This is a genomic window from Kutzneria sp. NPDC052558 (genome assembly GCF_044547355.1).
GTDB lineage: Bacteria > Actinomycetota > Actinomycetes > Mycobacteriales > Pseudonocardiaceae > Kutzneria.
Map to the genome: position 1 here is coordinate 210,235 of NZ_JBIUAG010000003.1, position 25,139 is coordinate 235,373.

Here is a 25,139-nt window from a genome sequence, read left to right on the forward strand (position 1 = left end):
TCGGGTCACTAGGTCCCGGCCCACCCAGGACCTAGGTCCCGACCGGACAGGACGCCGGGACCTGAGCGGGGACCCCGGGTCGGTGGCAGTGTTCTTCGCGTGGACGTACTCGATGTAGCCAGGTGGCAGTTCGGGATCACCACCGTCTACCACTTTCTGATGGTGCCGCTGACCATCGGACTGTCCATTGTGGTCGCGGTCATGCAGACGGCCTGGGTGCGCACGGGCAAGGCGCACTACCTGGCCATGACCAAGTTCTGGGGCAAGCTGATGCTGGTCAACTTCGCCATGGGCGTGGTGACCGGCATCGTGCAGGAGTTCCAGTTCGGCATGACCTGGTCGGCCTACTCCCGCTTCGTGGGCGACGTGTTCGGCGCGCCGCTGGCCATCGAGGGCATCGTCGCGTTCATGATCGAGTCCACCTTCCTGGGACTGTGGATCTTCGGCTGGGAGCGGCTGCCCAAGGCGGTGCACCTGGCCTGCCTGTGGGCCGCGTCGCTGGCCTCGACGGCCTCGGCCTACTTCATCCTGTCGGCCAACTCCTGGATGCAGCACCCGGTCGGCATCCAGCTGGTGGACGGCAAGCCCCAGCTCACCTCGATCTGGGCGGTGCTCACCAACAACACCGCCATCGCCGCGTTCACCCACACGGTCTCGGGCGGCTTCGCCGTCGCCGGCACCTTCCTGGTCGGCATCTCGGCCTGGCACCTGTGGAAGAAGCACAAGCTGTCCGGTGTGGACGATCCCGACCGTCGGGTGTGGTCGGCCTCGCTCAAGTTCGGCGCCTGGATCGGCATGGTGGCCTTCGCCGCGGTCGCGCTCACCGGCGACACCCAGGGCAAGCTCATGTTCGAGCAGCAGCCGATGAAGATGGCGGCCGCGGAGGCGCTGTGCCACACCGAGGCCCCGGCCAGCTTCTCGATCTTCGCCTACGGCGACGTGTCCCGGCCGGACTGCGAGAACGTCAAGAGCATCACCGTGCCGGCGCTGCTGTCCTTCCTGGCCCACAGCGACTTCTCCACCGAGGTTAAGGGCGTGCAGGACCTGACCACCCTGTACGAGCAGAAATACGGCCACAACTACCCGGTCGACCCCGAGCTGGGCGCGCTGTCCGGGCAGCCGATCGACTACGTGCCCGACCTGCCGGTCACCTACTGGGGCTTCCGCTTCATGATCGGCTTCGGCGGCATCGCGGCCGGCGCGGCGCTGCTGGCGCTGTGGCTGACCCGGCGCGGCCGGATCCCGCGCACCAAGTGGTTCCCCCGCCTGGCGCTGGCCGCGATCGCCACCCCGTTCCTGGCCAACAGCTTCGGCTGGATCTTCACCGAGATGGGCCGCCAGCCCTTCGTGGTCGTGCCCAATCCGACCGGTGTGGACGGTGTGTTCATGTACACCGCCCAGGCGGTCTCGCCCGGCGTGTCCGCGGGCCAGGTGCTGACCTCGCTGATCGCGCTCACCGCCGTGTACGGGGTGCTGGCCGTGGTCGAGGTGTGGCTGCTCGTGCGCTACGCCAAGGCCGGGGTGGAGGGCGTTATGCCGCCCACAGACCAGAAGAAGCCCGACGACGACGTGCTCGCGTTCGCGTACTGAGGAGCCTGCCGTGGACCTGCCAACCCTGTGGTTCTGGGTGATCGCCGCGCTCTGGACGGGCTACTTCTTCCTGGAGGGCTTCGACTTCGGCGTCGGCATGCTGACCCGGCTGCTGGCTCGGGACAACACCGAGCGCCGGGTGCTGGTGAACACCATCGGCCCGGTGTGGGACGGCAACGAAGTGTGGGTGATCGTGGCCATCGGCGCCACCTTCGCCGCCTTCCCGCCCTGGTACGCCACCATGCTCTCGGCCGAGTACCTGCCGGTGCTGCTCATCCTGCTGGCCCTGATCGGGCGCGGCGTCGCGTTCGAGTACCGCGGCAAGGTGGACAGCGACCGCTGGCGGCGCGGCTGGGACCTGGTGATCCTGCTGGGCTCCTGGATCCCGCCGCTGGGCTGGGGCCTGATCATCGCCGGCGTCGCCACCGGGCTGCCGATCGGCAAGAACGGCGTGCTGGTGGGCGGCATGGGCGGGCTGTTCACCTGGCCCGCGGTGCTGGGGGCGCTGGCGCTGGCCGGGTTCAGCCTGGTGCACGGCTCGGTGTTCGTGGCCCTGAAGACCGACGGGGACATTCGGGCCCGGGCCCGCGCGCTGGCCCTGCGGATCGGACCGTTCTGCCTGCTGCCCATGGCCGCGCTGATGGTGCTGGTGCAGGTGCGCCAGGGCGGGCTGGCCACCATGATGATCGCCGCGGTCGGGCTGCTGGCCGGGGCGGCCGCGTTCGCGCGGCTGGCCGCCGGCCGCGAGGGGCAGGCCTTCGCGCTGCTGGGCGTGCTCATCGCCGGCGCCACGCTGTCGCTGTTCGGGTCGGACTTCCCCACCATCATCGCGTCCACTGTGGACCCGAACTTCTCGCTCACCGTGGCCAACGCCTCGTCCAGCCCGTACACGCTGCAAGTGATCAGCTGGGTCGCCGCCTTCGGCACGCCGGCCATCCTGGTCTACCAGGGCTGGACCTACTGGGTGTTCCGGCGGCGGATCAGCGCCGCCCACATTCCCCCGGTGCACGTGCCGTCATGAGCGAGCTCGCGAGCGAATCAGTCGGCGCGGGCCGCCGAGGACCGCTGGGGGATCTGCCGGCGCTGTCCCCGAGCACGCGCCGGGCGCTGGTGGCGTGCGGTCTGCTCTCCGTGCTCAATGCCATGGCCGTGGTGGCCCAGGCGTGGGCGCTGGCCGCGGTGCTCGCCTCGGTGGTCACCGGGCACGGCGACCGGCCGTTCGCGTTGCTGGCCGGGGCCGTCCTGGTCCGATCGGTGGTGGTGTGGGCGGTGGACACCATGTCCGCGCGGGCCGCGGCCGGGGCCAAGGAGGAACTGCGGGCCCGGGCGCTGGACCGGGCCCTGTCGCACGGCCCCGAGTGGATCGCCACGCACGGCCCGGCCGAGCTGACCGTGTTGGCCACCAAGGGTTTGGACGCCCTGGACGCCTACTTCACCCGCTACCTGCCCGCGCTGGTCACCGCGGCCGTGGCCCCGCTGCTGGTGGGCCTGGCGATCCTGGTCGCCGACGTGCAGTCGGCGGTGCTGATCGCGGTCACGGTGCCGCTGATCCCGGTGTTCGCCATCCTCATCGGCCGGTACACCGAGCAGCGCACCGCCAGGTCGGCCGACGCCACCGCGCGGCTGTCCGGGCACCTGCTGGAGTTGGTGCGGGCGTTGCCGGTGCTGGCCGCGTTCGGTCGGGCGCAGGCCCAGACCGAGGCGGTGCGGCGGGTCGGGGAGCAACACCGCAAGGCCACCGGGTCCACGCTGCGGGTGGCCTTCCTGTCCGCGTTCGCGCTGGAGACCGTGGCCACGCTGTCGGTCGCGCTGGTCGCCGTGGACATCGGCCTGCGGCTGGTCGGCGGCACGCTCGGGCTGGCCACCGGGCTGCTGGTGCTGATCCTGACCCCCGAGTGCTACCTGCCGCTGCGCGCCGCCGGCGCGGCCTTCCACGCCAGCGAGGACGGGCTGGAGGCGGTGCGCCGGGTAGCCGAGATCGGCCAGGCCGAGCCGGGCGGCGCGGCCGTCGCCGACGGCGAGATCAAGGTGGACCGCCTGTCGGTGCGGCGGCGCGGCGGGCTCGCCCCCGACGGCGCTTCCTTCACCGTTCGGCGCGGGCACATCACCCGGCTGGATTCGCCCAGCGGGGCCGGCAAGTCCACGACTGTGGCCGTGCTGCTGGGTTTTGTCCGGCCAACCCGAGGACTGGTCACGGTCGGCGGTGTCGACTTGTCCACAGTGGATTTGTCGACTTGGCGACGGCAGGTGGCCTGGGCGCCGCAGCGGCCGGCCTTCAGCGCCGAGATCGTGGTGGACGAGCTGGCCCTGGTCGGCGGGGACCTGGCCGGCGTGGCCGCCAAGGTCGGCGCCGAACACCTGCTGGAGCGGCCCATCGTGGAGCTGTCCACGGGGGAGCGGCAGCGGGTGGCCATCGCCCGCGCGCTGCTGCGGGTCGAGCAGGGGGCGCGCTGGCTGCTGCTGGACGAGCCGACCGCGCACCTCGACCCGGCCACCGCCGGCCTGGTCATGGCGGCCATCGCCGAGGCCGCGGACCGGGGCGCTGGCGTGCTGCTGGCCACGCACCGCGTCGCCGCCCCCGAGGACGCCGCCGTGGTCGCCGGGGTCGCGACGAGCGCCGTCAAGGCGGACCTGGTGGCGTCCAAGGCCCGCCTCACCGAGCTGCTGAACCGCCGCTCCATGATCGGCGTCCTGCTCGGCGTGCTGGCCGTGGGCAGTGGCATCGCGCTGACCGCCACCGCCGCCTGGTTGATCGCCCGCGCCTCCCAGCAGCCGCCGGAGGCCGCGCTCGCGGTCGCCGTGGTCGCGGTGCGGGCCTTCGGCCTGGGCAAGGGGGCGCTGCGCTACCTGGAGCGCCTGGTCACCCACGACGCCGCGTTCCGGCTCGGTGGCGGCCTTCGCGTCCGGCTCTGGGAAGCCCTGGTCCGCATCGGCCCGGCCCGCACCACCACGCTGCGCCGCACCGACGGCGTGCAGCGGCTGGTCGACGACACCGACGCCGTGCGCGACCTGGTGCCCCGCGTGCTGGTGCCGCCGCTGGTCGGCCTGCTCGTCGCCATCGGGGCCGTGGTCCTGGAGGCGGCCGTGCTGCCCGCCGCCGGCGCGGTGCTGGCGGTCGCGCTGCTGGTCGCCGGCATCGGCGGGCCGGCGGTGGCGCTGCTGGTGGAGCGGCGCGCGACCACCGCCCTGGCCGCCGGGCGGCGGGACGTCGCGGCCAAGGTGCTCACCCTGTTCGACGCCGCCCCCGACCTGATCGCCTTCGGCGCGGTGCGCCGCCGCCGGTCCGAACTCGCCGCCGCCGACGCCGAACTGGCCGCCACCGCCCGTCGGCAGGCTCTCGGCGCCGGGGCCGCCAACGCGCTCGTCACCGCGTCGATCGGCGTGGCGACCCTGATCTGCTCCTGGCTGGCCGCCTCGGCCGCCGGGCTCGACCCGGTGCTGGTGCCGCTGTTGGCGCTGGTGCCGTTGGCCACGACCGAAGCGGTCGCGGCCATCCCCCCGGCAGCTCAGCAGTGGGGTGCCCTCAGGTCCGCACATCAGCGGGTCACTGAGCTGACCGGGACTTGCGGGGAGGAGGGCTCGACTCGTCGGGAGAGCCCTTCTCCCCGCGACACCGCCGACCTCGCTCGCCGGCTGAACGGAGAGCGCGATGTCCGCCTGGCCGGCGTCGACGTGCGCTGGCCCGGGGCCGACCGGGCGGCCCTGCGGGGGATCGACCTGGACGTGCCGGCCGGCAGCCATGTCGCCGTGGTCGGGCCGTCGGGGGCCGGAAAGTCGACGTTGATGGCTCTGCTGCTGGGTTTCCTCGCCCCCGAGCGCGGGACGGCGGTGGCGCCGAGCGTGGTGTCGTGGTGCCCACAGGAGCCGATGCTGGTGTCGACGACGGTGCGCGAGAACCTGCGACTGGGGGATCCCGAGGCCTCGGACGAGCGGCTGCGGGAGGCGTTGCGGGACGCGCAGTTGGCGGCCTGGACGGATCGCCTGGACGTGGTGGTGGGCACGGGCGGGGCGGCGGTGTCGGGCGGTGAGGCGCAGCGGCTGGCCATGGCCCGGGCGCTGCTGCGGGCCGACCAGGCCGGCCTGGTGCTGCTCGACGAGCCGACGGCGCACCTGGACGAGCCGACCGCGCGGGCGTTGCTGGCCCGGCTGCGGACCCGGCTGGCCGGTCGTACGGTCGTGCACGTGACCCACCGGCTGGACGAGGCGGCCGAGGCCGACCTGGTGATCGAGGTGAACGACGGCACGATCCGGCCGCGCCGGCGAGAGGCGGTCTAGGCTCGAATGCGAATCATGGATCCCGCACTCGCCAGCCGCACCCTCCAGGTCGCCACCGAGATCACCAACGCCGCACTGTCCGGGGAGGACCCCGACGCCGTGTTGCCGCTGGTGGTTCGCGGTGCCGCCGACCTGGCCGGCGCGCACCTGTGCCTGGTCGGCGTGCGCGGTGAGGACGACAAGCTCACCGTGGAGGCGGCCTACGGCGGCGTGGACCCGGTCGGGACCGTGCTGTCCTCGCGCTCGGTCGCGGCCCGGGTGGCCCGCGGCGGCGAGCCGGTGATGGTCAGCGACTTCACCTCCGACCCCAGCACCGCGCCATTCGTGCCGCCCATCCTGCGGCTGTACGGGCCGTTCGCCGTGGTGCCGTTCGGCACCAGCGAGCGGCGGCTCGGCGCGCTGGCCGTGTACCGGCGGCGCGGGCACGAGCCGTTCGGGCCGGCCACCGTGGATGTGCTCAACTCGTTCGCCGCCCAGGCCGGGCTGGCGCTCGTGCTGGCCGAGGGCTCGACCGCCCGTGAACGGGTCGCGGTCTACCAGGAGCGCGAGCGCATCGCCCGCGACCTGCACGACGTGATCATCCAGCGGCTCTACGGCGCCGGCGTCCAGCTCGACCTGCTGAGCCGGCAGCTGGGCAACAAGCTCTCGCCGACCGAGGGCAAACGCCTGGCCGACGCCGTCGACCAACTCGACCAGACCATCGCCGAGGTCCGGGCCACCGTCCGGTCGCTGCGCAACACCGATCCGCTGCACCCCACGCCGGCGCTGCTGGAGACCGCCCGCGCCGAGGTCGACACCGCCGGCGAGCTCCTGGGCTTCGCGCCCACGTTCGAGGTCCACGGCGACTTCACCGATGTGCCACCGGTCGTCGCCGACCACACCCGGGCCGCCCTGCGGGAGGCCCTGTCCAACGTCGTGCGCCACTCCGGGGCCAGTGCGGTCACGGTGTCGCTGTGCCGCGACGACAACGGCCTCCGGCTCAAGGTCGTCGACAACGGCTGCGGCATCCCGCCCGGCGTCGCCCGCCGCGGTCTGCTGCACCTGGAGGAGCGGGCCGAAGCCGCCGGCGGCCTGTGCGTGGTGGAATCCAGCGCCCGCAACGGAACCTCGGTCCGCTGGGAGGTCCCGCTCTAACAACGAGTCCACGTGAGTGGCTCACTTCGCTTTTGGGCCCACGTGAGTGGCTTAAGTGGCGTTGGAGCGCAAATGAGCCACTCACGTGGAGCAAGGGGCGATGCGCGCTAGTCGCGGGGCGAGCGCTTGGCCACCCAGGCGGCGGCCTGGGTGCGGCGTTCCATGCCCAGCTTGGCCAGCACCGCCGTCACGTAGTTCTTGACGGTCTTCTCGGCCAGGAAGAGGCGTTCGGCGATCTGGCGGTTGGTCAGGCCGTCGCCGATCAGGGTGAGGACCTTGCGTTCCTGCTCGGTGAGGGCGGCGAGCTCGTCGGTGGGCTCGGGACGGCGCATGCGCTCCAGCACGTGGGCGGTGGTCACCGGGTCGAGCAGGGAGCGGCCGGCGGCGACCTCGCGGACGGCCTGCACCAGGTCCTGGCCGCGGACCTGCTTGAGCAGATAACCCGATGCGCCGGCCAGGATGGCGTTGACCAGCGCCTCCTCGTCGTCGAACGCGGTCAGCACCAGGCAGCGGGGGCCGCCGGCCAGGGCGCGCAGGTCCCGGCACAGGGTGACGCCGTCGCCGTCGGGCAGGCGCATGTCGACCACCGCGACGTCCGGGCGACGGGCCTGGGCCAGCACGAGGGCCTCGCCCACACCGCCGGCCTCGGCGACCACGGTGATGTCGTCCTCGCTGTCGAGCAGGTCCCGCAGCCCGCGCCGAACGATCTCGTGGTCGTCGACGAGCAACACGCTCACCGTCACCCACACAAGGTAGCCCGAAGGCCGATTCCGTGTGCCACCGTTGACGGGTGGCCGACAACACGCTGCGGATCAAGCCCGTCGTGAACACGGATCGGCCGGCGCTCGGCCGGTTCATCGCGAGCCGCTGGGGCGCGACGGTGATCGTGCACGGCACCGTGTTCCGGCCCGCCGAGCTGTCGGGCTTAGTCGCGGTCCGGGACGGCCGGCTGGCCGGCCTGCTCACCTACGACGTCAGCGGGGACAGCCTGGAGATCGTCTCGCTGGACGCGGTGAGCCCCAACGGCGGTGTCGGCTCGGCCCTGATCACGGCCATCGCCGACGAGGCCCGCAAGCGCCAGGTGCATCGGCTGCACGTGACCACCACCAACGACAACCTGGACGCCCTGCGCTTCTACCAGCGCCGCGAGTTCCGCCTGTTCGCGGTGCGGCCGGGCGAGGTCGACGAGTCGCGGCGGCTCAAGCCGCAGATCCCCGAGACCGGCTGCTACGACATCCCGATCCGGGACGAGATCGAACTGGTCCGCGACCTGGCCTTCGGCTAGCTGCCGGTGGTCAGCTCGCTGAAGACCTCGTCCCACGCCGCCGCCACCTGCCGGGCGCAGGTCCGCGGCTCGACCTCGCCGACCCCGGTGCCCAGCCCCGGCATGGCGATCGTGTGGACCGCGTCCCGCACCGGCACGCCGCTGTCCAGCCGGCCGTGCAGCCACAGCCGGAACACCGCGCGGGCGGCCAGGTAGGGGTGCACGGTGTCGGCCGGCAGCTGCTCGCCGGCCTCACGCATGGTGGGCGCGCTGATCATCCATTCGGGCGCGGCCTCACCCGTTGGCACGATGATGGCCTCCCCGACCGGGAGCTCCCCGCCGTGGTAGGCCAGCACGCCGCTGCGCACGTTCTGCTCCACCTCGGGAAACGCCCGCGAGTAGAGCGCGTCGATGCCGCCGCGCATCCAGCCGAACGAGTTGGCCGGGCTGACCACGGCCTGCGCCTCGATGTCCAGCACCGAACCGGGATGCACGCGGATGCCGGGACGGTTCTCGGCGACGGTCAGCCACGCCTGCGCCAGCGGCGCCTCGACGGCGCAGAGCACGAGTTCGAGCGGCGGAGTGGCCAGGTCGCCCTCCGGGTCGGCGGTCACCGCCCAAGCATTGCAGGCGACCGACACGCCGCGTAACTGGGGAGGCCACCGTCCGAGTGGGTGATATATGCCTCAACGCCGACGGCTCGCCACGTCGTCGTAGGGTGTGGTCGTGTCGCGCATCGGCTATTTCGGACCGCAGGGAACATTCACCGAGCAGGCCGTGCGCCAGCTGGCCGATCCCGAGCGGAACGAGCTCGTCCCGTTCGACTCCATCCCCGCCGTCGTGGCCGCCGTGCGCTCGGGCGACGTGGCCCGGGGCTGCGTGCCGGTAGAGAACTCGGTCGAGGGCGCGGTGCCCGCCACCATGGACGCCCTGGCGCTGGGCGCGCCGGTGGTCGCCGTGGCCGAGCACGTGCTGCCGGTGCAGTTCACCCTGCTGGCCAAGCCCGGCATGGAGCTGGACGACATCAAAACCGTGGCCAGCCATCCGCACGGGCTGGCCCAGGTGCGGGAGTGGCTGGACAACAACCTGCCCAAGGCCACCGCGATCGCCACCAACTCCACGTCCGGCGCCGCCCGGGACGTGCTCGCCGGCACCTTCGACGCCGCCATCAGCGCCCCGGTGGCCGCCCTGCACTACCCGCTGGCCGAGCTGGTCACCGGGCTCGGCGACGTGAAGGACGCGAAGACCCGGTTCCTGCTGCTGGCCAAGCCCGGCATCCTGCCCGCGCCCACCGGCGCCGACCGGACCTCGCTGATCGCCTTCACCGACAACGAGGTCGGCGCGCTGTCCAACGTGCTGCACGAGCTGGCGCTGCGGGACATCAACCTGACCCGGCTGGAGGCGCGGCCGACCCGGGAGCAGTTCGGCACCTACCGGTTCTACCTGGACATCGAGGGGCATGTCGCCGAGCACCGCGTCGGGGATGCCCTGGCCGCGCTGCACCGGCGCTGCCTGGAGGTGCGGTTCCTCGGCTCGTATCCGCGGACCGAGCAGACGCCCGATGTGGTGCGGGCCCCGTCCACCGACCTCGACTTCGAGTCCGCCTCCGCCTGGCTCGGCGCCGTCCGGCGCGGGGAGATCGCGTGAGCGAGCTTCGTCTGGTGCTCGTGCGCCACGGCCAGACCCCGTCCAACGTCATCGGCTCCCTTGACTCGCGGCCGCCCGGGCCGCCGCTGACCGAGCTCGGCCGCGCCCAGGCCGCTGCCGTCGGCGAGGCGCTGGCCGCGCTGCCGGTTGTCGCCGTCTACGCCTCCGTGGCGGTTCGGGCCCAGGAGACCGCCGCCCCCATCGCCGCCGCCCACGGGCTGCCGGTGCAAGTCGCCGAGGGCATCCACGAGGCCTTCGTCGGCGACCTGGAGTGCCTCAACGACCCGGATTCGCTGCGGACCTTCTTCGACGTCTTCCACCGCTGGACCCGGGACCTCGACCTGGACGTCCCCATGCCCGGCGGCGAGTCGGCCCAGCAGGTCCTCGACCGCTTCCTGCCGGTCGTCGCCGACATCCGCGCCCGGCACAGCGACGGCGTCGTCGTCCTGGTCAGCCACGGCGCCGCCATCCGCATCACCTCGTTCGCGCTGTCCCCGAACGTCGACGCCGAACTGGCCGACCAGCACCTGATCGACAACTGCGGCCGCGTGGTCCTCGAGGTCGACGGCACGTCCCCCACCGGCTGGCGCTGCCTGGAATGGGCCGGCATCCCGGTGGCCTGAGCCCTCATCGCTCGTTGAGCAGCTCCTGTAGCCGGCCGAGCTCGTCCAGCACCTCGCCATGCCACGAACGCAGGGTGCGGGTCTCGATCCTGATCACTGTGGCGTCGCCGTTGCTCGACGCCGCCGACGAGACGACCAGCGCCAGCGTGGCCTCCTCGGCCTGCGGCGAGCGCTCGATCAGGCGGATGAGGTCCCGCACTAGCTCGGGGCGAACGGCCCGCAGGTCGTTGGTCCGGTTGAAGCGCAGCGCCCGCAGGTACTCGTAGGCCTCAGTGGGATCGGCGAAGCCGATCATCTCGTTGATCAGCACGCCCTGGTCGATCGACCGGGTCCGGCGCAGGCTGCTGCGGACCCGCCACCGGGACCGGACCTCAGCGGCGATCGCGACCAGCACCACCACCGGCAGGATGGCCAGCAGCAGGATCTCCAGGCCGACGTGCGCCCACTGGCCCGCGGTGCCGCCGAACTGGTCGAGCAGGAAGAACACGCCGAAGATCGCGGCGGCCACGACGATCTGGGTGAACACGGTCTTCAGGATGGCCGGCAGCCACGTGCCGACCGACTCGACCAGGGCGCCGCCCATCCGGGCCAGCTCCGCGACCGGCGCGAACACCACCGACCGGACCGATGTCGACGTCCGCAGCCGGCCGAACCGGACCCGGCGCAGCATCGCCGGGCCCCAGATGAGCACGTACAACGTGCTCACCAGGTGCAGGGCGAGCTGCCCGACGTCGTAGAGCGCGTCGCCGGTGAGCACCGCGTCCAGCACGTCCAGCACCAGGTAGAGGCCGGCGAACCAGAGGTAGAGCACGCAGAGCACCAGCCACAGGATCTCGGTGCCGTCGGGGTCGTCCTCGTCGACGTCGTCGAACCAGAAGGCCATCCGGTGCGCGAGCCGGGCCATCCGGGTGTGGGCCCGGAACGCCATCGGCTGGCTCGACTGGAACAGCCAGAACAGCGCCACCGGCGGCACCAGCCAGGTCATCAGCTCGTAGCGCCACTCGATCACGTCGAGCGGGCCGTACTGGTAGATCAGGAAGTTCGACGCCACCTTGGCGCAGCACAGCCCGAACACGACGTAGGGAACCCAGGTCAGCAGCTTGCGGGCGCGTACCAGCCGCCCGCCCTCGTACAGCCGGCGCAGGTCTCCGTCGAGCATCTTGCCGTCGGAGCGCAGTTGGGCGCCGGAGAGCAGGGTGACCAGCAGCCGGCGGATCAGGTCCTCGATGGACTCCGGCAGCGGGCTGAGCAGCGCACAGCGGCGCAACGCGGTCAGCCGCAGCCAGATGCTCGACCCGGCGAAGGCCTGGCGCACGTACTCCGCTCGCTCCTCCTCGGGCGCGAGCGGCGCGCAGTCGAGGGCGAACTTCCGCTCGCTGATCCCGCCCCGCCGCCAGGCGATGGCGATCATGGCCCCGACCATTCGCCGCACGTCGGTCGGCAGCGCGCTCGGATCCGAGCCGTGGGCGGTGATGAGCATCTCCAGCAGGTGCGCGGCCCGCGGCGACCACTCGAAGAACTCCCCGGACTCGTCCAGCTCGGCCGCGGCCCGGGCCTCGTCGGCCAGCAGCGCCGACACCTCGGCCAGCAGCGGATCGGTGTTGGCGGCCACGCCGACCTGGAGCAGCGCGACCGCGGTCTCTCGCCACCGCGGCTCGACCGCCAACTCGTGCGGGTGCACCTCGTCGGGGTGGGCTATGACGTATTCGCTGGCCAGGTACTCGCGAACCAGCCGGTGGGCGAAGGCCGACGACCGCTCGCGCCGGCCGCGGATGACCGGCACCAGGATCCGGCTGGCGGCCAGCGTGGCCAGCATGTCGTCGGCCGCGTCCTGGGACTGGGCGTGCCGGTTGATCTCCCGTCGGACGATCGACTCGGGGATGAGCAGCCCGGCGTCGTCGCGGCGGGTCAGGCTGGCGGCCAGGTGCTGCAACACCTCGACCAGGGTGGTGGTCGTCGATTCCTGGTCGAACGTCTCGGCGTCACGCAGACTGGTCAGCAGGAAGTCCTCGAACAGCTTGCCCGGCCGGGTCGGCACGGAATCGCGGGAAATGACATATCGGGCCAGCAGTGAGAGGTACATCGGATTGCGCAAATGGGTGGTGAATCCGGCGCCAGGCTCCGACAGCAGGTGGTCGACGGCGGCGATCTGTCGCTGGGACAGCCCATAGGCGGCCAGCAGTTCGACCTGTTCGGAGTAGGCGAGCGCGACCAGTTCGAGTCGGGCCCAGCTCGGCACCCGCGGACCGTGGTATTCCCGGGAGGCGACGATGCATCGACCCTTGCCGCCGCCGATGAACGAGTTGATGAGATCCACGTACGGCCGTACAGCCCGGTCGATGCTGGCGCTGGAGAGCACCGCAGGTATTTCGTCGAACGAGTCGAACAGCACGATGACGTGGCCGTCCCGAATGTCGGCGGCCAGCCCGTCGCGGAGATAGTCGGCCAGTTCGACCGTGCCGCGGGGATTGAGCTGGGTCCCGATGTAGTCGGTCAGATTGGCCACGGTGGCCTCGGCCGGTTCCCGGTCGAAGTCGCGGAGGCTGATGTAGAGGGCGAGCGGCAGCTGCCGCACCTTGCTGGTCCGGGACCGGGTCAGCACGTCCCGCGCGTACCGGCGAAGGGTCACGCTCTTGCCGGAGCCGGCCGGCCCGCGCAGGTGCACGATCGGCACCCGTTCCCGGGCGAACGCCGCGCCCAGCGCCTTGGTCCGGTAGGTCGCGGTGCCGCGCCGGAGGGGAAACAGGCCGCGCACCCGCTGCGGGCGGTCGGTGGATTCGATCGAGGCGTGGATCTCGGTGTAGTGCCCTGCCTGCCAGCCGATCGACTCCTCGGCCAGATCGAGATTGTCGACGAGAGTGGCGGCGATTCGCCGGCGACGGGCCAGGTCGCGACGTGCCGACGCGGTATAGAGGCCGGGCGAGAGATAGCGCAGTGGAAGGGTCAGGACCCGTGACGCCGCGCGAACGCCGTCGATGATCTTCGGTATCGCGAGCAGCAGCACAATGACGCCGAGCAGAGCGGCCGGCACACCCCAGGCGCCGAGCACATCGGTCAGCGACGGCTCGCTCGCGGAAAGGTTCTGGCTGATGACGCCTCCCGACCCGCGTGGGCACCGTGTGGAGCTACCCGTACTCCTCGCGATGAGGGGCGAACGCGTTTCGGGTGAAACGGAATCGCAATGCCGAACCCGCCATTCGAGTGAGCGGGAAATCGAGGGCCCCGGTCTCAGCCCCAGCCGAGGTCGTGCAGGGTGGCGTCGTCGATGCCGAAGTGGTGGGCGATCTCGTGCACCACGGTGATGGCCACTTCGTCGATGACGTCGTCCTCGGACTCGCAGATGTCGAGGATGGCCCGGCGGTAGATGAAGATGCGGTCGGGCAGGGCGAAGCCGTAGTGGCTGGTCCGTTCGGTCAGGGCGATGCCGTGGTAGAGGCCGAGCAGGGACGGGTCCTCGGGATTGCGGTCCTCGACCAGGATGACGACGTTGTCCATGGCCTCGGCCAGCCGGGGCGGGATCAGGTCGAGGGCCTCGCCGACCAGCTCCTCGAAGCGCCGGTCGGTCATGGTGAACGGCATCGGCGTCAGCCGCCGGCCGGGGGAGCGCTGGTGGTGGTGGCGCTGGCCCCGTTGCCGCCGACGCCCTTGACCGAGTTGGTCACGGTGTCCAGGCCGCTGCCGTCGTCGAGTTTCTTGCCGACCTTGCAGTTGACCTTGGTGGAGCCGAGGTCCCAGCTTTCCTGCTTGACGGTGTCCCAGGTGAGCCCGAGCTTGAACTTGGACAGGTCGAGGCCGCCGGTGTAGTCGGCGTTGGCCTGCACGCAGCGGGTGGACAGCGCCGTCTGCTGCTTGTCCTCGGCCGGGAAGCCGTCGGGGAACTGGGACTTCAGGTCGACGATGCCGACGATCTCGTACGAGTGCGGGGCGGTGCAGGCCACCGGGTCGCTGACGTCCTTGTCCTTGATGCCCAGGCAGGTCCCGACCGGGTAGATCGGCGACTGGTCGGAGGTCCTGGCCGAGCCGGTGGTCAGCTGGAGCGCCCCGCCGTGGCCGGCGAACTGGAGGCCGCAGCGGATGGTGCGGGCCCCGTCCGACCACTGCTGGGCGGTGGGATTGAGGGCGTTGACCGAGTACTTGCCGTTGGGGTCGAGCTTGCCGGACATGTACTTGGTGGCGACCGGGCCGCAGTTGTCCTGCGAGATCTTCTGCCACAGCGTCCCGTCGGGGAACGGGGCCCCGGACGGGTACCTGGAGGTCAGGTCGACGGTGCCGGCGATCTCGAACAGGTGCTTGGCCGAGCAGTCGACCTGGCTGATGTCGGTGGTGCCGGCCGGCCACACCAGGCAGCTGCCGTCGGGCGCGTCGAACGCGGCGTTGGGGTCGTTGGCGGCGGCCGCGGAGCCGCCGCCGACCGGCCACGAGAACAGCGTGCTCGACATCAGCACGACCAGGGCGCCGACCACGGCGCCCACCATCAGCAGCCGGGTCTGGCCGGTCCGCCGCTTCGGATGGAACCACTCAACGATTTCAGGCATCACATCCATGATGCCCGTGCGGACCAGTCGGCCGGCAGTAGGTACCGTGCACAGCAGGAGGGCGACGATGGCGGACGATGAGCTCCCCGACGGGGCTGACCACGAGGAATCGGGTCAGTCCAAGCCGGGAAAGATGCGGTTCCAGGATGCCTCGACCACGCCGCGTGAGCCCACGCTCGCTGAGCGTAGGGCCCGGGAGCGGGCGGCCGAGGAGGAGCGCGAGCGGCTGGCGCAGGAGGAAGTCGAGCAGGCGGCCCTCGCCCGCAAGAAGAAGATCCGCAAGCGGGTGCTGATCGGCGGCGGCGTCACGGTGGGCCTGGTCGGCATCATCGCGGCCGGCTACGCGCTGTCCAGCCCCTCCCAGGAGGTCACGGCCCGCTGCACCGACGACAGCGGCGTGGTCGTGAACGACGACTACTGCAACGTCAACTCGGCCTACTACGCCGGCAACGGCGGTTACTACAACCCGGGCGGGTTCTTCATCTTCCCGGGCGGCCGGCAGTACCACTACTACTACGGCGGCAGTGGCGACATCGGGCAGCGGGCCGTCGGCGGCACCACCACCGCGCCCAGCGGCAACACCACGGTCAAGACCTCCAGCGGCTCCACCATCTCGCGCGGCGGCTTCGGCGTGAAGAGCGGCAGCAGCGGCAGCAGCGCCGGGGGCAGCGGCAGCAGCAGCGGCGGCGACAGCGGGTCGTCCAGCCACGGGAGTTCGGGCAAGAGCGGGGGCAGCTGAGCAGTGCGGCGGGAGACCTCACGGCCACGGCCGAACTGGCAGCAGACCGTGGCCGAGCAGGGCCTGGTGTTCGGCGCGCCCTCGGTCGGCGCCAACGGCGCGCACCGGCCCTACTGGGACGAGTCGGCGCACTACGTCTTCGAGATGGACGAGATCCTCTCGCTGGAAGCCGACGTGGAGCTGCTGCACTCGATGTGCCTGGCGGCGGTCGACAACGTGGTGACCACCGAGCGGTACCGGGACTTCGCGCTGCCGGAGTGGATCTGGCCGGCGGTGGCCGAGTCGTGGAAGCGCCGGGACCCGCACGTCTACGGCCGCTTCGACCTGCGCTACGACGCCACCGGCCCGGCCAAGCTGCTGGAGTACAACGCCGACACGCCGACCTCGCTGGTGGAGGCGTCGATCATCCAGTGGAACTGGAAGACCGACCTGCACCCCGACGACGACCAGTGGAACTCCATCCACGAGAAGCTGGTCGAGCGCTGGGCCGCGATCAAGGACCTGCTGCCCTCCACCGAGCTGCACTTCACCTGGTCGGGCGGGGACACCTCGGGCGAGGACCACGTCACCGTGGCCTACCTGCAGGAGACCGCGGCCGAGGCCGGCCTGGACACGGTCGGCCTGGCCATCGAGGACATCGGCTGGGACCGGCTGCTCAAGCGGTTCGTGGACCTCGAAGAGGCCCCGATGAACACGGTGGTGAAGCTCTACCCGTGGGAGTGGGTGACCGAGGAGGAGTTCGGCCGCTTCGCGGTCGATTCGCTGCCGGGCACGCTGTGGATCGAGCCGCTGTGGAAGATGCTGCTGTCCAACAAGGCGCTGCTGGCGGTGCTGTGGGAGATGTACCCCGGCCACCCCAACCTGCTGCCGGCCTACCTGCACGACCCGGGCATGCTCACCGAGTACGTGCGCAAGCCGCTGCTGGGGCGGGAAGGCGCCAACGTGCAGATCGTGGCCCCGGGCTACGAGACCCAGACCGGCGGCGTGTACGGCCGCGAGGGCTACGTCTACCAGCTGTTCGACCCGCTGCCCGAGTTCGGCGGCTACCGGCCGGTGCTGGGAGCGTGGATCGTGGACGACGCGGCGGCGGGCCTCGGGATCAGGGAAAGTGTCGGACTTGTGACCGACGACGGGGCCGCTTTCGTGCCGCACCGCATCGTCGAGTCGTGAATACTGCGCGACCATGACGATCGCATCGCTGGGCCAGGGCATCGGGGCCATCGCGCTGTACGCGGTGATCGGCCTGGTGCTGATGGTGGCCGGTTTCTACGTCATCGACTGGACCACGCCGGGCAAGCTGAACCAGCTGGTCCGCGACGGTCGCCCGAACGCGGCCGTGGTGACCGCGTCGGGCCTGGTCAGCATCGCCTTCATCGTGGTGGTGACCATCTGGTTCTCGCCGGCGAAGCTGTCCGACGGGCTGATCACCTCGCTGGTGTTCGGCCTGGTCGGCATCATCGCCCAGGTCGCGGTGATGCGGATCTTCGAGTTCGTGCTGCGGCTGGACATCGGGGCCATGCTGGCCGCCGAGAAGTTCACCCCGGCCAGCCTGGTGGTGGCCGCGGCCAACGTGTCGCTGGGCTTGGTCGTCGCGGTGGCCATCAGCTGAGCGGGGATATCCCCGCGCTTGACTTTCGGCGCACGCTGTAGATTTCTCCGGGTGATTGACCTCAGGACACTGCGAGAGAACCCGGAAGCGGTCCGTGCGTCTCAGCGCGCGCGGGGCGAGGACCCGTCGTTGGTGGACGAGCTGCTGTCTGCCGACGAGCGGCGGCGTTCCGCGGTGTCCCGGGCCGACTCCCTGCGGGGCGAGCAGAAGGCGCTGGGCAAGCAGGTCGGCCGGGCCCAGGGCGACGAGCGCGCGGCGCTGCTGACCAAGGGCAAGGAGCTGGCGGCCGAGGTCAAGGCGGCCGAGGCCGAGCAGTCCGAGGCCGACGCCGCGCTGGTCGACGCGCAGAAGCGGATCCAGAACATTGTCGAGCCGGGCGTGCCCGAGGGCGGCGAGGACGACTACGTGGTGCTCAAGCACGTGGGCACGCCGCGGGAGTTCGACTTCACGCCGCGCGACCACCTGGAGCTCATGGAGTCGCTGGGCGCGGTGGACATGGAGCGCGGGGCCAAGGTCTCGGGCTCGCGCTTCTACTTCCTCACCGGCATCGGCGCGCAGTTGCAGATCGGCCTGCTCAGCATGGCCGTGCAGCAGGCGGTGGCGGCCGGCTTCACGCCGATGATCACGCCGTCGCTGGTCCGCCCGGAGATCATGGAGGGCACCGGCTTCCTCGGCGCGCACGCCAGCGAGGTCTACCGGCTGCGCGACGACGACCTGTTCCTGGTCGGCACCTCCGAGGTGCCGCTGGCCGGCTACCACAGCGACGAGATCCTCGACCTGGCCAACGGTCCGAAGCGCTACGCCGGCTGGTCGTCCTGCTACCGCCGCGAGGCCGGCTCGTACGGCAAGGACACCCGCGGCATCATCCGCGTGCACCAGTTCGACAAGGTCGAGATGTTCTCCTACTGCCCGCCGGAGCTGGCCGCCGAGGAGCACCTGCGGCTGCTGGCCTGGGAGGAGGAGATGCTGGCCAAGGTCGAGCTGCCCTACCGGGTGATCGACACCGCCGCCGGCGACCTCGGGGCCTCGGCCGCCCGCAAGTACGACTGCGAGGCCTGGGTGCCCAGCCAGCAGGCCTACCGCGAGGTGACCTCCACCTCGAACTGCACCACCTTCCAGGCCCGCCGGCTCAACATCCGCTTCCGGGACGCGGACGGCAAGCCGCAGACGGTGGCCACGCTCAACGGAACCCTGGCGACGACCCGGTGGATCGTCGCGATCATGGAGAACCACCAGCAGGCCGACGGCTCGGTGCGAGTGCCCGAGGCGTTGCGTCCGTACGTCGGCGGCGTCGAGGTGCTCAAGCCGTAGCCGACGGCGAAACACGTGCGGCCCGCACCTGGTCCCCGAGATCAGGTGCGGGCCGCCCGTGGTTATCCGATCCCCTGCGTCGCTGTTCGCCCCGAACGACGCGCCGCGGAGGTCCCGGTTTCCCCTCGCCCCGGTCTGCACTGACTACGACGCCGGCGGGGGCGAGACCGTTCCAAGTGTCACCCGATCAGGTGACAAGTTTGGGGAGGACCTCGGCCGCCACCTCTTCCAGCACGGCCTCCGCGCCGGCGTAGACGCCGTCGTGCCGGGGCCACGGCGCCACCACGTCGGTGAAGCCGAGCTCGCCGGCCCGGCCCAGCGTGTCCTCGTAGCAGGCCCGGCTGGACAGCACGAACTCCGGGCAGGCGTCGGCCTGGAGGTATCGATCCAGCCTGCCGATCCGCCGGTCGACCGTGCCCAGCGCCTCGTCCATACGGGCCGAGGCCTCGGCGACACCGGCCCACCACTGCTCGACGTCGTCTCGCCGGTCGGTGCCGGTGGTGACCCAGCCGTTGCCGTAGCGGGCGGCCAGCCGCATGGTCCGCGGCCCGTTGGCCGCGACCACGAACGGCAGCCGGGGCGACTGCACGCAGCCGGGGGCCGACCGCGCCTGCACGGCCTCGTACCACTTGCCCCGCCAGGTCGTCAGCGGCGTGGTGAGCTGCTTGTCCAACAGCTCCACGAACTCCTCGAACCGGCCGGCCCGCTGCCCGGCGGTCAGCGGTTCCGAGCCGAGGACCTCGGTGTCGTAGCCGCCCAGCCCGCCCGCGCCCACACCGAGCGTGAACCGGCCGTCGGAGACGTCGTCCAGGGTGGTCAGCTCGCGGGCGAACGGCACTGGGTGTCGGAAGTTGGGCGAGGCGACCATCATGCCCAGCCGGATCCGCGAGGTGACCATGGCGGCCGCGGTGAGCGTGGGTACCGCCCCGAACCACGGGCCGTCGACCAGCGACCGCCAGCCGAGGTGGTCGTAGGTCCAGGCGTGGTCGAACCCGTACTCCTCGGCCGTCCGCCACTTCGGCTCGGCCACCCACCAGCGGTGTTCGGGGAGGATCACAATGCCAACGCGCACCCTTCGGACAGTAACGGGGCGCATCGCGGGCCGCAGGCAGGGCACGATGGTCGGGTGCAGAAGCCCCGACTTGTCGCCTCCGATGTGGATGGCACCCTGCTCGCGCCGACCGAGGACGTCAGCCCGCGCACGGCCGCCGTGATCGCCCGCGTGCTGGCCGACGGCGTGCCGTTCGTGCTGGTCACCGGCCGTCCGCCGCGTTGGGTGCCCCGGGTGGCCGAGCAGGCCGGGGTGACCGGCTACGCCGTCTGCGCCAACGGCGCGGTGCTCTACGACATCGGCGCCGATCGGATCGTCGACAAACACGAAATCCCGGCGATCGCCCTCCATGAATATGCACGTGCACTGATGACGGCCATGCCCGGCTGCCGGCTGGCCACCGAGCGGGTCGGCGAGACGGCCATGGACGGGGCCAGCGAGCAGTTCCTGGCCGAGCCCGGCTACACCCACCCGTGGCCCAACCCGGACTCGGCGGCCGCGCCCCGCGGCCAGGTGCTGGGCAAGTCGGCGATCAAGATGCTGGCCCGGCACCCGGACATGACCAGCGGGCAGATGGCCGTGGCGGCCACGGCGGTGCTGGGCGACGAGGTGGCGGTGACGTACTCCAGCAACAACGGCCTGATCGAGATCTCCGCCGCCGGGGTCACCAAGGCCACCGGCCTGGCCGACGTGGCGCAGCGGCTCGGGGTGGCCGCGGCCGACGTGGTGGCCTTCGGCGACATGCCCAACGACGTGCCGATGCTGGCCTGGGCCGGGCACGGGGTGGCGATGGCCAACGCCCACCCGGAGGCGGTCGCCGCGGCCGACGAGGTGACCGGTCCCAACTCCGAGGACGGGGTGGCCCTCGTCCTCGAACGCTGGTTCTGAGTACGGCATGATGGCGGCCAGCCGACGAGGAGAGCCGACCCGATGATCGACATCATGCTGCCCTACTACGGCGACGTGGCCCTGATGCAGGCCGCCGTGAACAGCGTGCTCGCCCAGAGCGACGCCGGCTGGCGGCTGACCGTCGTCGACGACACGTCCCACCCGGACGTGCCGGGCTGGTTCGAGTCGCTGGGCGACGAGCGCGTGCGGTACGTCCGCAACGAGCAGAACCTGGGCGTCACCGGGAACTTCACCAAGTGCCTGGACCTGGCCGAGCACGACCTCATGGTGATGCTCGGGGCCGACGACATCATGCTGCCCAACTACGTGGGCACGGTGCTGTCGGTGGCCAAGGACCACCCGGGCGTCGGCATGATCCAGCCCGGCGTCGAGGTCATCGACGAGCACGGCAACCTGGTCAACGGCCTGACCGACGAGGTCAAGAAGCGGCTGTACGCGCCCAAGGTGGACGGCCGGCGGGTGATGGGCGGCGAGGAGCTGGCGGCCAGCCTGCTGCGCGGCAACTGGCTGTACTTCCCGTCGATCTGCTGGCGCACCGAGGCGATCCGGTCCGTCGGCTTCCGCCCCGAGCTGCGCACCACCCAGGACCTGGCCCTGGAGCTGGAGCTGATCGAGCGCGGCGAGCAGATGGTCGTCGACACCACGGTCTGCTTCCACTACCGCCGCCACCTGGGCAGCGTCTCCTCCAAGATGGCGCTGGACGGGGACCGCTTCACCGAGGAGCGGCTGCTCTACAGCGGCGCCGCCGACCGCATGCGGGCCCGCGGCTGGAAGAAGGCCGAGCGGGCGGCCCGGGTGCACTCCGCGTCCCGCCTGCACGCCCTGACCCTGCTGCCCTCGGCCGTGAAGGGCGGCCAGGGCGACGTGGCCAAGGCCCTGGCCAAGCACGCGTTCGGCAACGGCTGATGGTCGCCGTCGCGGACGTCTGCGTCATCGGCGGCGGCATCGTCGGCCTGGCCACCGCGCACGAGCTGGCGGTCAACCGGGGCCACAAGGTCGTGTTGCTGGAGAAGGAAGCCACCTGGGCCGCCCACCAGACCGGGCACAACAGCGGGGTCATCCACGCCGGCCTGTACTACAAGCCGGGCAGCCTCAAGGCGAAGATGTGCGTGGACGGCAACCGGTCCATGGTGGAGTTCGCCCGCGAGCACGGAATTCCCCACCAGGTCAACGGAAAGCTCGTCGTCGCGGTCAGCGCCGATGAGATCGGGCCGCTCACCGTGCTGGCCGAGCGGGCCAAGGCCAACGGCGTGCCGGCCCACACGGTGACCGCCGCCGAGGCCCGTGAGCACGAGCCCGAGGTGCAGTGCGTGGCCGCGCTGCGGGTGGAGAGCACCGGCATCATCGACTACAAGCAGGTCTGCCAGGTGCTGGCCGACCGGCTGGTCGACAACGGGGCCGAGCTGTGGAGCGCCAGCCCGGCGCTGGCGATCCGGGAGAGCGGCTCGGCCGTCGAGGTGGCCACCGAGCGGGGCGTGGTCCGGGCCAAGGTGCTGGTCAACTGCGCCGGCCTGCACGCTGACCGGGTGGCCCGGCTGGCCGGTCGCCGGCCGCAGGCTCGCATCGTGCCGTTCCGCGGCGAGTACTACGAGCTGCGCCCGCAGGCCCGAGGCCTGGTCAACGGCCTGATCTACCCGGTGCCCGACCCGGCCTTCCCGTTCCTGGGCGTGCACCTGACCCGCATGATCGACGGCAGCGTGCACGCCGGCCCCAACGCCGTGCTGGCGCTGCGCCGCGAGGGCTACCGCTGGCGCGACATCTCGCCGGCCGACCTGGCCGACACGCTGACCTTCCCCGGCACCTGGAAGCTGGCCCGCAAGTACGCCAGGACCGGGATCCAGGAGGTGGTCCGGTCGCTGTCTAAGCGGCGGTTCGCCGACAGCCTGGCCCGGCTGGTGCCGCGGGTGACCGCCGACGACCTGACGCCGGCCGAGGCCGGCGTCCGGGCCCAGGCCATGCTGCCGGACGGCTCCCTGGTCGACGACTTCCTGTTCGACCTGGCGCAGCGGCAGGTCCACGTGCTCAACGCGCCGTCACCGGCGGCGACGAGCTCGCTGGAGATCGGGCGGCACGTGGCCGATCGGGTGACACAACAGCTCCGCTAGCCTGGCCCCATGCGCGCTCTGGTCACCGGCGGTGCCGGTTTCATCGGGTCGACCCTGGTCGACCGGCTGCTGCGAGACGGGCACGAGGTGGTGGTCGTCGATGACCTGCGCCGTGGCCGCCGCGAGAACCTGGCCGCCGCCGAGGCCACCGGCCGGGTGCGGCTGGTCGAGCTGGACGTGGCCAGCCCCCAGCTGCACGAGCTGCTGGCCGAGGTGAAGCCGGAGACGGTGTTCCACCTGGCCGCCCAGATCGACGTCCGGGTCAGCGTGGCCGACCCGCTGCTGGACGTGCACCAGAACGTGGTGGGCACGGTCAACGTGGCCGAGGCGGCCCGCAAGGCCGGCGTGCGCAAGGTCCTGTTCGCCTCCTCCGGCGGCTCCATCTACGGCACGCCCGACGAGCTGCCGGTGTCCGAGGACGTGCCGATCAACCCCAAGTCCCCGTACGCGGCCAGCAAGGTCGCCGGCGAGGTGTACCTCAACACCTTCCGCCAGCTCTACGGCATGGACTGCACGCACCTGGCCCTGGCCAACGTGTACGGCCCGCGGCAGGACCCGCACGGCGAGGCCGGCGTGGTGGCGATCTTCGCCCAGCGGCTGCTCAACGGCGAGGCCACCAAGGTCTTCGGCGACGGCGGCAACACCCGCGACTACGTGTTCGTCGAGGACGTGGTGGCGGCGTTCGTGGCCGCCTCCGGCGACAAGGGCGGCGGCCGGCGCTTCAACATCGGCACCGGCGTGCAGGTCTCCGACCGTGAGCTGCACACCCTGGTGGCCAAGGCCGCCGGCGCGGCCGACGACCCCGAGTTCGCCCCGGCCCGGCTCGGCGACGTGCGCGCCTCCGCGCTGGACAACACCGCCGCCCAGCAGGGCCTGGGCTGGCGGCCCGAGGTGGACATCGCCGAGGGCGTCCGGCGCACGGTGGACTACTTCCGGGGCTGACGGTGGCCAACTCGAAGTTCGGGCCGGCCGTCCTGATGGGCGGCGGCCTGGTCGTGCTCGGCGCGGCCGGCTACCTGTTCGTCGGCATCGCCGGCCACACCCTGCCGTCGGCTGAGGCGACCGCGGTCAGCGGCGTCTACTTCCTGATCAACATCATCGGGCCGGGCCTGTTCACCGCCTTGGAGCAGGAGACCAGCCGGGCCACCAGCAGCACCATCGCTGCCGGCCGTCCGCTGCGGCGCGTCGTGCGCAACGCCGCGCTGCTGGCCGCCGGCCTGCTCGCCGTGGCGCTGCTGGTGCTGGGCGCGCTGTCGCCGGTGCTGGTCGACGTCGAGCTCAACGGGAACTGGCCGCTGATGACGGCCGTGCTGCTGTCCGCCGTCACGGCGGCGGCGATCTACCTGGTCCGCGGCCTGCTCGGCGGCATGCAGCGGTTCTCCGGCTACGCCGCGACGCTGGCCGGCGAGGGCGCGGCCCGGCTGCTGCCGTGTGTGGTGGTCGCGGTGGCCGGAGTGGCGGCAGCCGGCACGTACGGCCTGATCTTCGCCGGCGGCAGCCTGATCGGCGCGCTGGTCGGCCTGCCGTGGACTCGCGACATGCCGCACGGCGAGGCCGCCGGCAGCGAGTCCCTCGGCCGCATGCTGCGCGGCCTGCTGCTGCTGGTCGGCGCGATCCTGCTGACCCAGCTGGTGGCCAACCTGCTGCCGCTGGTGGTCACGGCCAAGCTCGGCAGCGCCAGCCTGGTCGCGCAGGCCTTCGGCGCGGCGTTCCTGCTGGTCCGAGTGCCGCTGTTCCTGTTCGCGCCGGTGCAGGCGATGCTGCTGCCGGCGCTGACCGCCGCCGCCACCAAGGGCGAGTACGACGTGGTGCGGTCCCGGGTCCGGCTGGTGCTGATGGCGGTGCTGGCCGTCGGCATCCCCGGCGCGATCCTGTCCTGGCTGCTCGGCCCGTGGGCGGCCCAGGTGTTCTTCGGGGCGAAGGCCGCGCTGCCGGCCGCCGCGGTCGGCCTGCTCGGCGTCAGCACGATCCTGCTGATGACGGTGCAGGCGTTGCAGCCGGCGCTGGTGGCGCTGGGCCGCCACCACGCCATCACGGTCTCGTGGGCGGTCGGCACGGCCGTGCTGGTGGGCCTGCTGTTCGTGCCCGGCGACACGCTCACCATCGCCGTCACCGCGCAGCTGGCCGGCCCGGCCGTGGTGGTCGCCGGCGTGCTGTTCGCCCTGCTCCGGGCCCTGCGGTCGTCATCGACGCGGGCCCCCGTGCCGGCGACGGTCTGAGACACAAAAGGCGGGGGGGGGGGGGGGGGGGGGGCGCGCGCCGGGGGGGGGGGGGGCCGGGCGGGGGACACCAGGCCCCGGAAGAAAAGCGGGGGGGGGGTGGGGGGGGTGTTTTGTTACCCCCACCC

The 25,139-nt window shown here is 71.8% G+C and carries 22 protein-coding genes; 16 read left to right on the plus strand and 6 right to left on the minus strand.

The genetic code is table 11. The annotated features are described in order from the left end of the window. Nucleotides 1-99: 99 nt before the first annotated feature. Genes ACIG5F_RS07470 through ACIG5F_RS07485 form a run of 4 tightly spaced genes read left to right on the plus strand, consistent with a single transcriptional unit; the run spans nucleotide 100 to nucleotide 6,999 of the window. Nucleotides 100-1,590 (plus strand): cytochrome ubiquinol oxidase subunit I, encoded by a 1,491-nt coding sequence (locus ACIG5F_RS07470; RefSeq protein ID WP_396516592.1) that lies wholly within the window; start codon nucleotides 100-102, stop codon nucleotides 1,588-1,590. Nucleotides 1,591-1,600: 10 nt separating this feature from the next. Next, on the plus strand, nucleotides 1,601-2,611 hold the full coding sequence (gene cydB, locus ACIG5F_RS07475; protein WP_396516593.1) for a cytochrome d ubiquinol oxidase subunit II: 1,011 nt from the start codon (nucleotides 1,601-1,603) through the stop codon (nucleotides 2,609-2,611). Continuing rightward, the gene (cydD, locus tag ACIG5F_RS07480) at nucleotides 2,608-5,865 is read left to right on the plus strand and encodes a thiol reductant ABC exporter subunit CydD (protein WP_396516594.1); all 3,258 of its coding nucleotides are present in this window, start codon (nucleotides 2,608-2,610) and stop codon (nucleotides 5,863-5,865) included. Before cydB ends, cydD begins: the two co-directional genes overlap by 4 nt. Nucleotides 5,866-5,880: 15 nt before the next feature. Further along, nucleotides 5,881-6,999, plus strand: coding sequence for a histidine kinase (locus ACIG5F_RS07485; RefSeq protein WP_396516595.1), 1,119 nt, complete (start codon nucleotides 5,881-5,883; stop codon nucleotides 6,997-6,999). A 107-nt stretch (nucleotides 7,000-7,106) separates the two neighbouring features. Here ACIG5F_RS07485 and ACIG5F_RS07490 read toward each other — a convergent pair whose 3' ends face one another. Continuing rightward, nucleotides 7,107-7,742: a response regulator gene (locus ACIG5F_RS07490; protein ID WP_396516596.1), complete on the minus strand. Its 636-nt coding sequence runs from the start codon at nucleotides 7,740-7,742 to the stop codon at nucleotides 7,107-7,109. 47 nt (nucleotides 7,743-7,789) lie between these two features. Between ACIG5F_RS07490 and ACIG5F_RS07495 the strand changes: the two genes are divergently transcribed. Further along, the gene (locus ACIG5F_RS07495; protein ID WP_396516597.1) at nucleotides 7,790-8,284 is read left to right on the plus strand and encodes a GNAT family N-acetyltransferase; all 495 of its coding nucleotides are present in this window, start codon (nucleotides 7,790-7,792) and stop codon (nucleotides 8,282-8,284) included. Here the strand turns inward: ACIG5F_RS07495 and ACIG5F_RS07500 are convergent. Beyond that, nucleotides 8,281-8,877 carry a macro domain-containing protein gene (locus tag ACIG5F_RS07500; protein ID WP_396516598.1) on the minus strand — a complete coding sequence of 199 codons (597 nt, stop codon included), beginning with the start codon at nucleotides 8,875-8,877 and terminating at the stop codon, nucleotides 8,281-8,283. The two genes, ACIG5F_RS07495 and ACIG5F_RS07500, sit on opposite strands and share 4 nt — an antisense overlap. A gap of 112 nt (nucleotides 8,878-8,989) precedes the next feature. On the opposite strand from ACIG5F_RS07500, the gene pheA reads away from it, so the two are divergent. Then, complete coding sequence (gene pheA / locus ACIG5F_RS07505; RefSeq protein WP_396516599.1) at nucleotides 8,990-9,910, plus strand: prephenate dehydratase; 921 nt, start codon at nucleotides 8,990-8,992, stop codon at nucleotides 9,908-9,910. After that, nucleotides 9,907-10,533, plus strand: coding sequence for a histidine phosphatase family protein (locus ACIG5F_RS07510; protein WP_396516600.1), 627 nt, complete (start codon nucleotides 9,907-9,909; stop codon nucleotides 10,531-10,533). The genes pheA and ACIG5F_RS07510 overlap by 4 nt, the downstream gene beginning before the upstream one ends. Nucleotides 10,534-10,537: 4 nt before the next feature. Here the strand turns inward: ACIG5F_RS07510 and ACIG5F_RS07515 are convergent, their stop codons facing one another. The 3 genes from ACIG5F_RS07515 to ACIG5F_RS07525 form a co-directional block, all read right to left on the minus strand. Beyond that, nucleotides 10,538-13,582 carry an NACHT domain-containing protein gene (locus ACIG5F_RS07515; RefSeq protein WP_396516601.1) on the minus strand — a complete coding sequence of 1,015 codons (3,045 nt, stop codon included), beginning with the start codon at nucleotides 13,580-13,582 and terminating at the stop codon, nucleotides 10,538-10,540. Between the two features lie 179 nt (nucleotides 13,583-13,761). After that, nucleotides 13,762-14,112 carry a metallopeptidase family protein gene (locus ACIG5F_RS07520; RefSeq protein WP_396516602.1) on the minus strand — a complete coding sequence of 117 codons (351 nt, stop codon included), beginning with the start codon at nucleotides 14,110-14,112 and terminating at the stop codon, nucleotides 13,762-13,764. 5 nt (nucleotides 14,113-14,117) lie between these two features. After that, nucleotides 14,118-15,068 (minus strand): septum formation family protein, encoded by a 951-nt coding sequence (locus ACIG5F_RS07525; RefSeq protein WP_396516603.1) that lies wholly within the window; start codon nucleotides 15,066-15,068, stop codon nucleotides 14,118-14,120. A 67-nt stretch (nucleotides 15,069-15,135) separates the two neighbouring features. Here ACIG5F_RS07525 and ACIG5F_RS07530 point away from each other — a divergent pair, with 67 nt between their 5' ends. From ACIG5F_RS07530 to serS, 4 genes are read left to right on the plus strand one after another with little or no spacing between them, the layout of a single operon-like run. Next, nucleotides 15,136-15,807, plus strand: a complete 672-nt coding sequence (locus ACIG5F_RS07530) for a hypothetical protein (RefSeq protein ID WP_396516604.1) — start codon at nucleotides 15,136-15,138, stop codon at nucleotides 15,805-15,807. 3 nt (nucleotides 15,808-15,810) lie between these two features. After that, on the plus strand, nucleotides 15,811-16,977 hold the full coding sequence (locus ACIG5F_RS07535; RefSeq protein WP_396516605.1) for a glutathionylspermidine synthase family protein: 1,167 nt from the start codon (nucleotides 15,811-15,813) through the stop codon (nucleotides 16,975-16,977). 13 nt (nucleotides 16,978-16,990) lie between these two features. Then, nucleotides 16,991-17,416, plus strand: a complete 426-nt coding sequence (locus ACIG5F_RS07540) for a DUF350 domain-containing protein (RefSeq protein ID WP_396516606.1) — start codon at nucleotides 16,991-16,993, stop codon at nucleotides 17,414-17,416. 51 nt (nucleotides 17,417-17,467) lie between these two features. Beyond that, a complete protein-coding gene (serS, locus tag ACIG5F_RS07545) occupies nucleotides 17,468-18,727 on the plus strand; it encodes a serine--tRNA ligase (protein ID WP_396516607.1) in 1,260 nt (419 codons plus the stop codon). Nucleotides 18,728-18,914: 187 nt separating this feature from the next. On the opposite strand, the gene ACIG5F_RS07550 is transcribed toward serS, so the two are convergent. Further along, on the minus strand, nucleotides 18,915-19,799 hold the full coding sequence (locus tag ACIG5F_RS07550; protein WP_396516608.1) for an LLM class flavin-dependent oxidoreductase: 885 nt from the start codon (nucleotides 19,797-19,799) through the stop codon (nucleotides 18,915-18,917). Nucleotides 19,800-19,853: 54 nt separating this feature from the next. On the opposite strand from ACIG5F_RS07550, the gene ACIG5F_RS07555 reads away from it, so the two are divergent. Genes ACIG5F_RS07555 through ACIG5F_RS07575 form a run of 5 tightly spaced genes read left to right on the plus strand, consistent with a single transcriptional unit; the run spans nucleotide 19,854 to nucleotide 25,011 of the window. Continuing rightward, a complete protein-coding gene (locus tag ACIG5F_RS07555; RefSeq protein WP_396516609.1) occupies nucleotides 19,854-20,666 on the plus strand; it encodes an HAD family hydrolase in 813 nt (270 codons plus the stop codon). Nucleotides 20,667-20,708: 42 nt separating this feature from the next. Then, nucleotides 20,709-21,593 carry a glycosyltransferase family 2 protein gene (locus ACIG5F_RS07560; protein WP_396516610.1) on the plus strand — a complete coding sequence of 295 codons (885 nt, stop codon included), beginning with the start codon at nucleotides 20,709-20,711 and terminating at the stop codon, nucleotides 21,591-21,593. Continuing rightward, nucleotides 21,593-22,792: an L-2-hydroxyglutarate oxidase gene (lhgO, locus tag ACIG5F_RS07565; protein ID WP_396516611.1), complete on the plus strand. Its 1,200-nt coding sequence runs from the start codon at nucleotides 21,593-21,595 to the stop codon at nucleotides 22,790-22,792. The genes ACIG5F_RS07560 and lhgO overlap by 1 nt, the downstream gene beginning before the upstream one ends. 9 nt (nucleotides 22,793-22,801) lie before the next feature. After that, a complete protein-coding gene (locus ACIG5F_RS07570) occupies nucleotides 22,802-23,734 on the plus strand; it encodes an NAD-dependent epimerase/dehydratase family protein (protein WP_396516612.1) in 933 nt (310 codons plus the stop codon). A 2-nt stretch (nucleotides 23,735-23,736) separates the two neighbouring features. Next, the gene (locus ACIG5F_RS07575; protein WP_396516613.1) at nucleotides 23,737-25,011 is read left to right on the plus strand and encodes a lipopolysaccharide biosynthesis protein; all 1,275 of its coding nucleotides are present in this window, start codon (nucleotides 23,737-23,739) and stop codon (nucleotides 25,009-25,011) included. Nucleotides 25,012-25,139: the final 128 nt, after the last annotated feature.

Excerpts from the sequence above, each read along its gene's own strand:
- ACIG5F_RS07560 (WP_396516610.1), top strand. The coding sequence starts at position 20,709 with ATGATCGACATCATGCTGCCCTACTACGGCGACGTGGCCCTGATGCAG.
- ACIG5F_RS07530 (WP_396516604.1), top strand. The coding sequence starts at position 15,136 with ATGGCGGACGATGAGCTCCCCGACGGGGCTGACCACGAGGAATCGGGT.
- ACIG5F_RS07485 (WP_396516595.1), top strand. The coding sequence starts at position 5,881 with ATGGATCCCGCACTCGCCAGCCGCACCCTCCAGGTCGCCACCGAGATC.
- ACIG5F_RS07525 (WP_396516603.1), bottom strand. The coding sequence starts at position 15,068 with ATGCCTGAAATCGTTGAGTGGTTCCATCCGAAGCGGCGGACCGGCCAG.
- ACIG5F_RS07570 (WP_396516612.1), top strand. The coding sequence starts at position 22,802 with ATGCGCGCTCTGGTCACCGGCGGTGCCGGTTTCATCGGGTCGACCCTG.
- ACIG5F_RS07540 (WP_396516606.1), top strand. The coding sequence starts at position 16,991 with ATGACGATCGCATCGCTGGGCCAGGGCATCGGGGCCATCGCGCTGTAC.
- cydD (WP_396516594.1), top strand. The coding sequence starts at position 2,608 with ATGAGCGAGCTCGCGAGCGAATCAGTCGGCGCGGGCCGCCGAGGACCG.
- lhgO (WP_396516611.1), top strand. The coding sequence starts at position 21,593 with ATGGTCGCCGTCGCGGACGTCTGCGTCATCGGCGGCGGCATCGTCGGC.
- ACIG5F_RS07520 (WP_396516602.1), bottom strand. The coding sequence starts at position 14,112 with ATGCCGTTCACCATGACCGACCGGCGCTTCGAGGAGCTGGTCGGCGAG.